General features: G+C 71.7%; 14 protein-coding genes. 7 read left to right on the top strand and 7 right to left on the bottom strand.

From position 1 onward, the window contains the following. Positions 1–45 precede the first annotated feature (45 nt). Positions 46–414, bottom strand: coding sequence for an arsenate reductase family protein (locus IF37_RS0119065; protein ID WP_030743854.1), 369 nt, complete (start codon positions 412–414; stop codon positions 46–48). Between the two features lie 218 nt (positions 415–632). Between IF37_RS0119065 and IF37_RS0119060 the strand changes: the two genes are divergently transcribed. Beyond that, positions 633–947, top strand: a complete 315-nt coding sequence (locus IF37_RS0119060; protein ID WP_030743851.1) for a hypothetical protein — start codon at positions 633–635, stop codon at positions 945–947. 104 nt (positions 948–1051) lie between these two features. On the opposite strand, the gene IF37_RS0119055 is transcribed toward IF37_RS0119060, so the two are convergent. Beyond that, a complete protein-coding gene (locus IF37_RS0119055; protein WP_030743849.1) occupies positions 1052–1774 on the bottom strand; it encodes an alpha/beta hydrolase in 723 nt (240 codons plus the stop codon). A 145-nt stretch (positions 1775–1919) separates the two neighbouring features. Between IF37_RS0119055 and IF37_RS0119050 the strand changes: the two genes are divergently transcribed. Next, positions 1920–2192 carry a hypothetical protein gene (locus IF37_RS0119050; RefSeq protein WP_030743848.1) on the top strand — a complete coding sequence of 91 codons (273 nt, stop codon included), beginning with the start codon at positions 1920–1922 and terminating at the stop codon, positions 2190–2192. A gap of 19 nt (positions 2193–2211) precedes the next feature. Here IF37_RS0119050 and IF37_RS0119045 read toward each other — a convergent pair whose 3' ends face one another. From IF37_RS0119045 to IF37_RS0119035, 3 genes are all read right to left on the bottom strand, one after another. After that, positions 2212–2796 carry a hypothetical protein gene (locus IF37_RS0119045; protein WP_030743846.1) on the bottom strand — a complete coding sequence of 195 codons (585 nt, stop codon included), beginning with the start codon at positions 2794–2796 and terminating at the stop codon, positions 2212–2214. Between the two features lie 3 nt (positions 2797–2799). Beyond that, positions 2800–3720, bottom strand: a complete 921-nt coding sequence (gene htpX / locus IF37_RS0119040) for a zinc metalloprotease HtpX (RefSeq protein ID WP_030743844.1) — start codon at positions 3718–3720, stop codon at positions 2800–2802. A gap of 158 nt (positions 3721–3878) precedes the next feature. Then, entirely contained in the window at positions 3879–4133 is a 255-nt protein-coding gene (locus tag IF37_RS0119035; protein WP_030743842.1) for a hypothetical protein, read from the bottom strand. A 218-nt stretch (positions 4134–4351) separates the two neighbouring features. On the opposite strand from IF37_RS0119035, the gene IF37_RS0119030 reads away from it, so the two are divergent. After that, a complete protein-coding gene (locus IF37_RS0119030) occupies positions 4352–4942 on the top strand; it encodes an isochorismatase family protein (protein WP_030743840.1) in 591 nt (196 codons plus the stop codon). A gap of 79 nt (positions 4943–5021) precedes the next feature. On the opposite strand, the gene glnA is transcribed toward IF37_RS0119030, so the two are convergent. Continuing rightward, positions 5022–6431, bottom strand: a complete 1410-nt coding sequence (gene glnA, locus IF37_RS0119025; protein ID WP_030743838.1) for a type I glutamate--ammonia ligase — start codon at positions 6429–6431, stop codon at positions 5022–5024. Between the two features lie 210 nt (positions 6432–6641). On the opposite strand from glnA, the gene IF37_RS0119020 reads away from it, so the two are divergent. Then, on the top strand, positions 6642–7109 hold the full coding sequence (locus tag IF37_RS0119020) for an RDD family protein (protein ID WP_030743835.1): 468 nt from the start codon (positions 6642–6644) through the stop codon (positions 7107–7109). Positions 7110–7203: 94 nt separating this feature from the next. Here the strand turns inward: IF37_RS0119020 and IF37_RS0119015 are convergent, their stop codons facing one another. Further along, the gene (locus IF37_RS0119015; RefSeq protein ID WP_030743832.1) at positions 7204–8862 is read right to left on the bottom strand and encodes an FAD-dependent monooxygenase; all 1659 of its coding nucleotides are present in this window, start codon (positions 8860–8862) and stop codon (positions 7204–7206) included. 204 nt (positions 8863–9066) lie between these two features. Between IF37_RS0119015 and IF37_RS0119010 the strand changes: the two genes are divergently transcribed. The 3 genes from IF37_RS0119010 to IF37_RS0119000 are packed head-to-tail and all read left to right on the top strand — an operon-like array spanning position 9067 to position 11873. Next, positions 9067–10146, top strand: a complete 1080-nt coding sequence (locus IF37_RS0119010) for a SchA/CurD-like domain-containing protein (protein WP_030743829.1) — start codon at positions 9067–9069, stop codon at positions 10144–10146. A 33-nt stretch (positions 10147–10179) separates the two neighbouring features. Next, a complete protein-coding gene (locus IF37_RS0119005; protein WP_030743827.1) occupies positions 10180–10617 on the top strand; it encodes a cupin domain-containing protein in 438 nt (145 codons plus the stop codon). Beyond that, positions 10614–11873 carry a beta-ketoacyl synthase gene (locus IF37_RS0119000; RefSeq protein ID WP_030743825.1) on the top strand — a complete coding sequence of 420 codons (1260 nt, stop codon included), beginning with the start codon at positions 10614–10616 and terminating at the stop codon, positions 11871–11873. The genes IF37_RS0119005 and IF37_RS0119000 overlap by 4 nt, the downstream gene beginning before the upstream one ends. Positions 11874–11877: the final 4 nt, after the last annotated feature.

Raw genomic sequence — 11877 nt, 5'->3', positions numbered from 1 at the left:
TGCGACCCGTCGGGCTGACCTTCGTCGCAAGGGAGGCGGGCCCCTTCAGCCCTTGTTGTGGGCGAGGGCCTCGCGTACCGCCTCCTCGCTGCGTGCCACCAGGGCCGTTCCGTCGTCCGCGGTGATGATCGGCCGCTGGATGAGCCCCGGGTGCTCGGCGAGCGCGGCGATCCACCGGTCCCGCGCGCCCTCGTCCCGCGGCCACTCCTTGAGCCCCAGCTCCTTGGCCGCCGCCTCCTGGGTGCGGGTGATGTCCCACGGTTCGAGGTCAAGCCGCTCCAGTACGGCCCTGATCTCGTCCGCGCTCGGCACGTCCTCCAGATACCGCCGGACGGTGTACTCGGCCCCCTCGGCGTCGAGCAGGGTGATGGCGCTGCGGCACTTGGAACAGGCCGGGTTGATCCAGATCTCCATGGGGGACACCGTACTCAGCGCCGGCTCTGTTCGATTTAGCGACACCTCGCCGGTACCACCGTCACCGCTGGTGACAGGGTTTCAAATTCCGCGCCCACCTGGGATTTCGTGCGCCTTCGCGCCCCTGTGATTGTCAGTGCCCGCCGGTAGACTGGAAGCAGTGTTCGAGGAAGTCGCCGGAGCCCCGGGGACTGCCTGACCGCGACAGGAGGATGCCCGTGCCCGCTGCCGCCCTGAAGCCGAAGCCGTTGCCGACCCAGTCCACCGCCCAGCGTCCCGTGCTGTTCGACTCGCCCTACGAGCCCGTGGCGAAGCGACCGCTGCCGGCCGGACGGCCGCGCGAGTGGTACGTCACGCACAACCGGCGTCTGAAGGCCATGCGCCTCGCCATAGCCCTGCTGGACTCCGGGACCTATCTGCCGGACCAGGCCCGGAACGAGACGATCCGCGACACGGCCGAGCGGATCGGGATGCGGCCCCCCTCCGACACCACGTGCCACATGGTGCGGGCGCTGATGCGTTACGCCCGCTGAGCGCCCGGCGGCCCGGCGGCCGTGACCGTGCCTGCCTCGCGGGCCGCACGAGACCGTGCCGCCGGGATCGCCGGGGCCGCTTACGGCGGTCCGTCCGCCGCCGGTCACCCCTCCAGCAGCGCCGTCACGAACGCCCGGCGGTCCTCGGCGTGATCGCGGAACCACAGGCCCAGCATGTGCTCGGCGTCGGGGAGTTCCAAGCGTGTGTACCGGGCGCGGGCCGACAGGGCCTCCTGCACGGCCTCCGTCACCTCCGGCGGGATGATCGTGTCCGTGCCCGGGACCGCCAGCACCGCGCGGCCCCCGTACGACCGCAGTGCCTCCAGGGCGGGGGAGCGCCGCCAGCCGTCCGGGGTGCGGATCAGCTCCGAGAAGCGGCTGTCACCCGTGCCGAACGGGACCTCCCAGGCGGCGGACGAGTAGACGGCGGGCGCGCACAGGCCCACCGCCGCCACCCGGCCCCGGTAGTGCCGCACCAGGTCCGCGACCGTCTGGCCGCTCATGCTGAAGCCGACCAGGACCAGCGGGTCGTCCGCCGGGGCGTGCGCGTCGAGCACCGCCACCGCCTGCTCGTACCGCCGGCGCAGGCTCAGCTCCGCGAGCGCGCCCGTGCTGTCGCCGTGCCCGGAGAAGTCGAACGCCAGGGCGCGGCAGCCCCGGGCGGCGAAGTCGGCGACCAGCGGCAGCAGCCGCTCCTTGCTGCCGTTGCCGGCCCCGTGCAGCAGCACCGCGGTGGCCCGGCCGGCCGGGCCGGCGCCCACCACGCTGAGCCGCTCGCCGTCGTACGCGTGCGTGAAACCCGTGAGTCCGTCGGTGAGTTCGTTCATGCGGGCCATTCACTCACGACCGCTCGCGCGCCCGCCGGAAAACGGGATGCACCGGCCTTCCCGCCCTCCCTACGCTGAACAAACAGAGGCGAAACAGACACCCTCCGCTCCTCCCCGCTCACCACTCACCCGACGGAGGTCCGTCATGCGTGGCATCCTCGCGACCGGGACCGTCGTCCTGGTCGCCCTCGGATTCGGAAACCCGCTCTGGTGGCTCGCCGCCGTCGCGCTGCTGTACCTGTGCGCGACACACGGGCGTGGCTCGCCCGGAGCCGCCCCGCCCACGGCCCCCGGCACCCCGCCCGACAGCTACCGGGCGTACCGGGAGCGCCGGGACCGGCAGGCCGGGTGGGAGCGCCGCTACCGCCGTGAGCGGCCCTTCGAGGCCCGGCGGCAGCAGCGCGAGAAGGCACGGTGAACGAAGGCGCCGCCGGCCGTCACAGGCCGGGGGCGCCCCACACCGGGAACCAGCGGCCCAGGTCCTGCTCGATCCGCAGGTCGTCGGCGAGGGCCGTCTTCAGCTGGAGCTCCAGCGCGGTGTCCCGCCGCTCGGCGGCACCGGGCAGCGGGGCGAACGGATAGAACGTGCCGCGCTTGTAGAGGTACACCAGCGCGAGTCCGCGGCCGGTGCCGTCCGTGAAGGAGGCCAGGGAGCAGAGCAGTTGCGGGCCGAAGCCGTTGACCTCCAGCGAGCTGTTCACCGCGTGCAGGTCGTTGACCAGGTCCGGCAGCTCGCCGGGGGAGCGCCGGGACACCAGCCAGGTGTAGCCGTAGGCGTCCCGGCTCAGCTCCACCGGCGGGCCGGCGCGGTCGCTGTCCGCGTCCAGCAGCGCCCGTACCTCGCGGTGGATCTGCTCGAAGGCCGGCCCCTCCACGGTGGCGAAGCACACCGCCCCGCTCCCGGTCGGTGTGAACCCGGCCGTCACCTCCAGCGTCACGGCCGCCCCCGGCAGGGCGAACAGCTGGTCGAGGTCGGGCGTGACCGGCTTGGTCCGGCCCAGCAGGATGTCCAGCAGTCCCAAGGGTCAGCCCGCCTTACCGGGTGTGGCGGCCTCGCCCAGCTCCGCCGAGATCCGGCCGAGCTGCGCGAGCCGCTGCTCCAGGGTCGGGTGGGTGGAGAAGAAGCGCTCGATGCCGGGCTCCCGGCCGGTCGCCGGGGTGAAGTAGAACGCGTTGAACGCCTGGGCCGTCCGCAGGTCCTTGGTCGGGATGCGCGCGATCTCCCCCGACACCTTGGTGAGCGCCGCCGCCAGCGCCGAGGGCCGGCCGGTCAGGTGCGCCGCCGCGCGGTCGGCGGCCAGCTCCCGGTACCGGGACAGGGCCCGGATCAACAGGAAGCTGAGCGCGTACACGGCCGCCGAGACGCCGATCACGGCGGCGAAGACGGCGGCGGTGTTCTGGTCCCGGCGGCCCCCGCCGAACACCTGCGAGTAGAAGGCGAACCGCACGACCAGCCCGGCGATCACCCCGAGGAAGGACGCCACCGTGATCACGGCGACGTCCTTGTGCGCGACGTGCGACAGCTCGTGCGCCAGCACGCCCTCCAGCTCGGCGGGGTCCAGTCGCCGCAGCAGCCCCGTGGTCACACAGACCACGGCGTGGTCCGGACTCCGCCCGGTCGCGAACGCGTTCGGCATGTCCAGCTCGGACACGGCGACCACCGGCACCGGCATGTCGGCGATCGCGCACAGCCGGTCGACGACCGCGTGCAGCTCGGGATACTCCGCGCGCTCCACCGTCCGGCCGCGCATCGCGAACAGGGCGATCCGGTCGGAGAACCAGAACTGCGCCACGAACATCGCCCCGATCAGGACGACGACCAGCAACCAGGACCTCAGCAGCACGATCAGTGCGGCGACGAAGCCCACGTACAGCAACCCGAGCAGGAACAGCGTCAGGCCCATGCGCGCGGTCAGCCCTCGATCGCTCCGGAACCGGCTCTGCATCTTGCATCACCCCGCAGTCAGGCACTCGTCCCGCTGTCCAGTGTGCACCTGCCGATGCCCATGACGGGGTTCCGAACGCCCCCAGGACCAGCAAAGGGTCCCTGTGCGTCACCGGGGGACCGCCGTGCGTCAGACCGGCGGGGCGCTGATGGCGGCGTCTAGTAGGGAGAGCGCAGCTGGGCGTAGCCCAGCAGCACGATCACCACGGCCACACAGCCGAGCACCACGGCCGTGGAGACCCAGGACGACCGGCGCGGTGCGGGGTCCGGGTCGGCGCGGAAGGGCATCGGGGCCGGCGGGTTCTCCTTCCAGCGGGCGGCGAGCATCCGGGCCCGGGCGGAGGGCTCCTTGTGCTCGGCTGAGTTCGCCCATCTGTGATCGAACTCGTGCTCCCAGTTGTCCTGTTCGGGCATCCCCGTTCAACCTCTCTTGTCCGGCACAGTTCGGAGGCATGATCCTCCGACAATAGGAAGTCTGAGAAGCGGGAATGGTTGCACGGACGGCCGGAAGTCGGTGCGCCGTCGGCCGGCCCGAAGCATGTCCGGAACTGCGGGTCGCATGACATTGCCGCCATGCGGGGCGGCTTCTAGCGTGGACGTCGTACCCGTGAACCACTCGAGAAAGGGCTGTCATGCCCAGCACAACCCTGCGCGCGCTCAACGACCTCGACGGGACGCCGGCCGCGCTCGCCGCGTCGACGCTGATCCTGGTCGACTACCAGAACACCTACACGCGGGGCGTGATGGAGCTGGAGGGCTGGGAAGCGGCCCTGGACGCCGCGGCCGACCTGCTGGCCAGGGCGCGGGCCGCGGGGGCGCGGGTCGTGCACGTGATCAACGACGGCGGCGAGGGCACCCCGTACGACATCCGCGCCGAGATCGGGCAGATCCACCCCCGGGTCGCCCCCGTCGACGGCGAGCCCGTCGTCGTCAAGGGCGCCCCGAACGCGTTCGTCGACACCGACCTCGCCGAGCACGTGGACGCCGCCGGGAACCAGGACGTGGTGGTCGCCGGTTTCATGACCCACATGTGCGTGCTGTTCACGGCGCAGGGCGCCTTCCTGCGCGGCAACCGCCCCACCGTGGTGGCCGACGCCTGCGCGACCCGCCCCCTGGGCACCGCGGTGGCCGAGGTGACCGCCGAACAGCTCCACCACAGCGCGCTCGCCACCGTCGGCGACCTCTACGGAGTGGTCGTACCGACCGCGTCCGACCTGGGCTGAGCCCCGGGAGACAAACGGCCGGGGCCCCGCCGCTCCCGAAGGAGAGCGGCGGGGCCCCGGTGGCGCCGAGGGGCGTCCGTCACACGTCGAAGTACAGCTCGAACTCGTGCGGGTGCGGGCGCAGCTGGAGCGGGGCGATCTCGTTGGTGCGCTTGAGGTCGATCCACGTCTCGATCAGGTCGGACGTGAACACGTCGCCCTGCAGGAGGAACTCGTGGTCGGCCTCCAGCGCGTCGAGGACGGCGTTCAGCGAGGTCGGGACCTGGGCGACGTTCGCGTGCTCCTCGGGAGCCAGCTCGTAGAGGTCCTTGTCGATCGGCTCGGCCGGCTCGATCTTGTTCTTGATGCCGTCCAGGCCCGCGAGGAGCAGGGCGGAGAAGGCCAGGTACGGGTTGCCGGAGGAGTCGGGCGCGCGGAACTCGACGCGCTTGGCCTTCGGGTTGGAGCCGGTGATCGGGATGCGCATCGCGGCGGAGCGGTTGCGCTGCGAGTACACCAGGTTGATCGGCGCCTCGAAGCCCGGCACCAGACGGTGGTAGGAGTTCACCGTCGGGTTGGTGAAGGCCAGCAGCGACGGGGCGTGCTTGAGGATGCCGCCGATGTAGTAACGGGCCGTGTCCGACAGGCCCGCGTAGCCGGCCTCGTCGTAGAACAGCGGGTCGCCGTTGCTCCACAGCGACTGGTGCACGTGCATGCCCGAGCCGTTGTCACCGAAGATCGGCTTCGGCATGAAGGTCGCGGTCTTGCCGTTGCGCCAGGCCACGTTCTTCACGATGTACTTGAAGAGCTGGAGGTCGTCGGCGGCGGCCAGCAGGGTGTTGAACTTGTAGTTGATCTCCGCCTGGCCGGCGGTGCCCACCTCGTGGTGCTGGCGCTCGACCTTCAGGCCCTGCTTGTCCAGCTCGAGAGAGATCTCGGCGCGCAGGTCGGCGAAGTGGTCGACCGGCGGCACCGGGAAGTAGCCGCCCTTGTAGCGGACCTTGTACCCGCGGTTGTTCTCCACGGCACCGGTGTTCCAGGCACCCGCCTCGGAGTCGATGTGGTAGAAGGACTCGTTGGCCGAGGTGGCGAAGCGCACGCTGTCGAAGACGTAGAACTCGGCCTCGGGACCGAAGTACGCGGTGTCGGCGATACCGGTCGACGCCAGGTACGCCTCCGCCTTCTTCGCCACGTTGCGCGGGTCACGGGAGTACTGCTCGCCCGTGATCGGGTCGTGGATGAAGAAGTTGACGTTGAGGGTCTTGTCCCGGCGGAACGGGTCGACACGCGCGGTGGACAGGTCGGCACGGAGAGCCATGTCGGACTCGTGGATGGCCTGGAAACCACGGATCGACGATCCGTCGAAGGCCAGCTCCTCGTCCGGGTCGAACGCCTCGACGGGCACCGTGAAGTGCTGCATGACGCCCGGCAGGTCGCAGAAGCGGACGTCGACGAACTTGACGTCCTCGTCCGCGATGAACTTCTTGGCCTCGTCGGCGTTCTGGAACATCCAGCTCCTCCTACTCCCGACCGTCCGCGCCGGGGTGGTAGATCGTTCGTGCGGCCAGTGCGGTGGCACACGCTGGTCCCGACCCTAAGGACGGGTGATTTCTCGGGCGTGACCCGTTTGTTTCGCAGAAGTTAACCAGCCACCTGTCCACCGTAGCCCCGACCCACCCCTGTGCGTAGTGCCCGAAACCGGGCGCAGTACCGTGGTGGGGTGGACAACAGGCAGGCAATCGGGTCGTGGCTCTCCGGACCGCGCGCGGCCATGGAGGACGCGGGCGCCGACTTCGGGTACCGGGGCGAGCAGCTCGGTCTCCCGGAGCACGGACCCGACTCGATCGCGCGGCCCGGTCGGCGGCTGGGCGCGCTCGCGGTGGACTGGGCGCTCTGCCTGCTGATCGCATACGGCCTCATCGCGGACAGCTACCACGACGCCGCCCAGGTCTGGGCGCCGCTGCTGCTGTTCGTCCTGATGGTGCTCACGCTCGGTACGGTCGGCTTCACCCCCGGCAAGCGCCTCTTCGGCCTGCGCGTGGTCGCGCTGGAGACCGGCCGGATCAGCCCGCCGCGCGCCCTGCTGCGCACCGTGCTGTTCTTCCTCGCCATCCCGCCCCTGGTCTGGGACCGCGACGGCCGCGGCCTGCACGACCGGCTGGCGAAGACCGTCGAGGTGCGGATCTGACGCGACGGCCGCGGCCCTGAGGGACCGCGCCCGCGGCGGACCCCCGGTGTGACCCGCCCGGTTGTCGGCCGGACGGGTCACACCGTCCGCGCGCTCAGCGGGTCCGCAGCACCGCCGTCAGCACCTTCCGCAGCGCGGCCTCCGGGTCGGGCACGGCCCCGGACGCGCGCCAGGCGACGAACCCGTCCGGCCGCACCAGCACCGCCCCGTCGGCGCTCGTGCCGTGCGCCGCCGCCCAGTCGGTGCCGCCGCCGGGCCCCTGCGCGTCGTACGTCAGGTCGGCGTCCGCCCCCGTGCCGATCCGGTGGGCTTCCAGTCGTACCCCGTCCGCGGCGGCGATGCGCCGGGCGGCGTCGTGCCAGGCGGTGCCCGCGGCCGTGCCGGCGTCGCTGAGCAGCACCAGCGACCGCTCGTAGAGGTCGATCGTGGAGAGCCGTTCACCCGCCCGGCGCAGCCACAGGTGCGGGGCCCGGCTGCCCGGCTCCCCGGTCAGCCGCACCTCGTCGGGCACGACCGGCTGGGCCGGGTCGGCGTCCAGGACCGCGCCCTCCAGGTAGCGGTAGCACAGGACGACCGGGAGGATGCCGCTGCGCGGCCCGGCGCCGACGCCCGGGGTCGGGGCGAAGCCGGGGTGGCTGTGCTCCACCGAGCGGGCCGAGGCGCGGGCGCTGGTGGCCAGGGCGACGGGCCGGCGCTCGGTGTCGTAGGTCTCCAGCAGGCCGGGGCCGGCCCAGCCGTCGAGGATGGCGGACAGCTTCCAGGCCAGGTTGTGCGCGTCCTGGATGCCGGTGTTCGAGCCGAACGCGCCGGTCGGGGACATCTCGTGGGCGGAGTCCCCGGCGAGCAGCACCCGTCCGGCCGTGTACCGCTCGGCGACGCGCTCGGCCGCGCGCCAGGACGCCTTTCCGGTGATCTCGACGTCGAGGCCGGGCACGCCGACGGCCAGCCGGATGTGCCGCTGGAGCCGTTCCTCGGTGAACTCCTCCAGTGTCTCGCCCTGCTCCGGGTGCCAGGGGGCGTGGAAGACCCAGTGCTCCTTGTTGTCGACGGGCAGCAGGGCGCCGTCGGCCTCGGGGCTGGTGAGGTAGCAGCAGATGAAGCGGCGGTCGCCCACGGTCTCGGCGAGCAGCTTGGAGCGGAAGGTGACGCTCACGTTGGCGAAGAGGTCGCCGGGGCCGCTCTGCCCGATGCCGAGCCGGCGCCGCACGGGGCTGCGCGGGCCGTCGCAGGCGACCAGGTAGTCCGCGCGGACCGTGTACAGCTCGTCGCTGTCACGGTCCCGGACGAACGCCGTCACTCCTTCGGGGTCCTGTGAGATGGACTCCAGCTCGTGGAAGTAGCGCAGGTCGCCGCCGAGCGCCCGGGCCCCCTTCAGCAGCACCGGCTCCAGGTCGTTCTGGCTGCACAGGCACCACGCCGTGGGGCTGAACCTGGCGAGTCCGCCGCCCGGGTCGATGTGCCGGAACAGCCATTCGCCGGCGTCGCCGGCCAGCGTCGGCGTCTGGAGGATGCCGTGGTTGTCCGCGAGGAGCGAGGCCGCCGCCTTGATGTCCGGCTCGATGCCGGCCACCCGGAACAGCTCCATCGTCCGCAGGTTGTTGCCGCGGCCACGTGGGTGGATCGAGGTCCCGGAGTGCCGCTCGACGAGCATGTGCGGTACGCCGAGACGGCCCAGGAACAGGGAGAGGGACAGGCCCACCAGCGAGCCGCCCACGACGAGGACGGGCACCTGGTGATCGGCTTTCTGCTGCATCGAGGCTCCAGGGGCAGGGATCGGGATGGAGGGGCGCATCGGTGTTTGTGTGCCCTGTGGGACGGCTTTCGCGTGCTCAATCACCCACGTGGTTCACGCGAGTCGCGCGCAGCGGGAGAAGCGGCACAGGATCAAGAAGCGCTGACGTCGCGTCGTTCGGCCGCCGGCGTCCGCCTCTGCCCCCGTGAAGGAGATGTGCGCAGCATGACCACCATGTCGGAAAAGCTCTCGGACCAGTTGACGCGCCAGTCGAAACGGGTCTCCCAGTCCGTGTTCGACGGCTCCCGCCTCCGGGTCGTCCTGCTCGTGGACGTCTACGACGGCGCCCAGCAGCAGTTCCTCGAGGCCTATGAACAGCTGTGCAACCAGGTGGCGCAGGTGCCCGGCCACGTCAGCGACCAGCTGTGCCAGTCGATCGAGAATCCCTCCCAATGGCTGATCACCAGCGAGTGGGAGAGCGCCCCGCCCTTCCTCACCTGGGTGAACAGCGAGGAACACGTCCGGATGGTGGAACCGCTGCACAGCTGCGTCCGGGACACCCGGTCGCTGCGCTTCCACGTCGTCCGCGAGACGGGCGGGGACGCCGCCGCCTCCGCCTCGCGCCGCCGGCTCCAGACGTCCCCCAGGATCGGCGACGGGGTGATCCGGCACGCGCTGACCTTCACGGTCCGGCCGGGCAGCGAGCCGGAGGTCAAGAGGATCCTCGCGGACTACGCCTCGCCCCGGGCGAAGGTGGACGAGACCACCCGGCTGTGCCGGACCTCCCTGTTCATGCACGGCAACCGGGTGGTGCGGGCCATCGAGGTGCGCGGCGACCTGCTCGCGGCGCTGCGCCACGTCGCCCGGCAGCCCGAGGTGCGGGCCGTCGAGGAGGCGATCAACCCGTACCTGGAGCAGGAGCGGGACCTCGACGACCAGGAGTCCGCGCGGGTGTTCTTCACCCGGGCGGCGCTGCCCGCCGTGCACCACGTCACCGCGGACGAGCTGCCCGAGGGCGAGCGGCTGGCCCAGTACTACCCGGCCCGGCCGGGTGACGGCATGCGGCTGGCGGAACTGCTCGCCCAGCACGACGAGGCGGCGGCGGAGGACCCGGACGGCCCGGTGCTGCGCAGCACGATCTTCCAGCGCGACGACGTCGTCGTCCGGCTGGTCGACGTACGCCCCGGCTCCGGCCCGCGGGCCGCCACGCCGGAGCCCGGACGGCAGGCCGCGCTGAGCGCCCTGCTGGACGGCGAGCCCGTGGGCATGGACCTCGTCACCGACCGCCGCTCGCCCGACGCCTGACCCCGCAGGCCGGCACACCAACGGAGGAACGCCGTGATCACACCCCTTCCGAAGATCGTGGACCTCAGCGAGATCGAGCCCAACACCCGGCGCGGCGGCGATCTGCGCGCCATGCTCACCCCGACGACGTCCGGCGCCACCAGCGGTTTCATGGGCGTGGCCATCATCCAGCCCGGCGACCGCATCGGTGAGCACTACCACCCCTACTCCGAGGAGTTCGTCTACGTCGTCTGCGGGCAGCTGGAGGTGGACCTGGACGGCGAACCGCACCCGCTGCGGCCCGAGCAGGGCCTGATGATCCCCATCGACATGCGGCACCGCTTCCGCAACGTCGGCAACGTGGAGGCGCGGATCGTCTTCCACCTGGGCCCGCTCGCCCCGCGGCCGGCCCTCGGCCACGTCGACACCGAGGAGACGGAGGCCGTCGCCGTCGCCGCCGCGCAGGCCGGCCGGGAACAGGTCCGCTCATGACCCGGCGCGTGGCGGTCACCGGCATAGGCGTCGTCGCTCCGGGCGGGATCGGCGTACCGGCGTTCTGGGACCTGCTGGCCGACGGCCGTACCGCGACGCGGGGCATCACCTTCTTCGACCCGGCCGGACTCAGGTCCCGGATCGCCGCCGAGTGCGACTTCGATCCCGCCGCGCACGGCCTGGACGCCGAGCAGGTCCAGCGGGCCGATCGGTACATACAGTTCGCGCTGGTCGCGGGCGAGGAGGCGGTGCGGGACTCCGGTCTCGACCTGGCCCGGGAGGACCCCTGGCGGGTCGGTGTCTCCCTGGGCACCGCCGTCGGCGGCACCACCCGGCTGGAGCACGACTACGTCCTGGTCAGCCACCGCGGTCAGCGCTGGGACGTCGACCACGCCGAGGCGGAGCCGCAGCTGCACCGGGCGTTCTCGCCGAGCACCGTGGCCTCCGCGGTGGCGGAACGATTCGGCGCCCAGGGGCCGGTGCAGACCGTCTCCACCGGCTGCACCTCCGGACTGGACGCCGTCGGGTACGCCTTCCACACCGTCCAGGAGGGCCGGGCCGACATATGCGTCGCGGGGGCCTCGGACTCCCCGATATCCCCGATCACCATGGCCTGCTTCGACGCCATCAAGGCCACGTCACCGAACAACGACGACCCCGCCCACGCCTCCCGGCCCTTCGACAACAACCGTGACGGCTTCGTCATGGGCGAGGGCGGCGCCGTGCTCGTCCTGGAGGAACTGGAGCACGCCCGGGCCCGCGGTGCCCATGTGTACTGCGAGTTCGGCGGCTACGCCACCTTCGGCAACGCGTACCACATGACCGGCCTGACCAAGGAGGGCCTGGAGATGGCGCGGGCCATCGAGACCGCCCTCGACCAGGCGCGGCTCGACCCGACGGCGATCGACTACGTCAACGCGCACGGCTCCGGCACCCGGCAGAACGACCGCCACGAGACCGCGGCCGTGAAACGGGCGCTCGGCCACCACGCCTACGACACTCCGATGAGCTCCATCAAATCCATGGTGGGGCACTCCCTCGGGGCGATCGGCGCCATCGAACTGGTCGCCTGCGTGCTGGCCCTCGCCAAGCAGGTCGTACCGCCGACCGCGAACTACGAGATCCCCGACCCCGAGTGCGACCTGGACTACGTCCCGCGCGTCGCCCGCGAACGGAAGCTGGGCAGCGTGCTCTCCGTGGGCAGCGGGTTCGGTGGCTTCCAGTCCGCGGTGATCCTGACCCGGCCGAGGGAGTGAGGAC

Origin of the sequence: Streptomyces sp. NRRL S-31, assembly GCF_000718775.1 — a bacterium.
In the GTDB taxonomy this organism is placed as follows: domain Bacteria; phylum Actinomycetota; class Actinomycetes; order Streptomycetales; family Streptomycetaceae; genus Streptomyces.
This window is presented reverse-complemented; position numbering and strand designations above follow the sequence as displayed.

Excerpts from the sequence above, each read along its gene's own strand:
- IF37_RS0119010 (WP_030743829.1), top strand. The coding sequence starts at position 9,067 with ATGACCACCATGTCGGAAAAGCTCTCGGACCAGTTGACGCGCCAGTCG.
- IF37_RS0119065 (WP_030743854.1), bottom strand. The coding sequence starts at position 414 with ATGGAGATCTGGATCAACCCGGCCTGTTCCAAGTGCCGCAGCGCCATC.
- htpX (WP_030743844.1), bottom strand. The coding sequence starts at position 3,720 with ATGCAGAGCCGGTTCCGGAGCGATCGAGGGCTGACCGCGCGCATGGGC.
- IF37_RS0119050 (WP_030743848.1), top strand. The coding sequence starts at position 1,920 with ATGCGTGGCATCCTCGCGACCGGGACCGTCGTCCTGGTCGCCCTCGGA.
- IF37_RS0119055 (WP_030743849.1), bottom strand. The coding sequence starts at position 1,774 with ATGAACGAACTCACCGACGGACTCACGGGTTTCACGCACGCGTACGAC.
- glnA (WP_030743838.1), bottom strand. The coding sequence starts at position 6,431 with ATGTTCCAGAACGCCGACGAGGCCAAGAAGTTCATCGCGGACGAGGAC.
- IF37_RS0119000 (WP_030743825.1), top strand. The coding sequence starts at position 10,614 with ATGACCCGGCGCGTGGCGGTCACCGGCATAGGCGTCGTCGCTCCGGGC.
- IF37_RS0119035 (WP_030743842.1), bottom strand. The coding sequence starts at position 4,133 with ATGCCCGAACAGGACAACTGGGAGCACGAGTTCGATCACAGATGGGCG.
- IF37_RS0119030 (WP_030743840.1), top strand. The coding sequence starts at position 4,352 with ATGCCCAGCACAACCCTGCGCGCGCTCAACGACCTCGACGGGACGCCG.
- IF37_RS0119015 (WP_030743832.1), bottom strand. The coding sequence starts at position 8,862 with ATGCAGCAGAAAGCCGATCACCAGGTGCCCGTCCTCGTCGTGGGCGGC.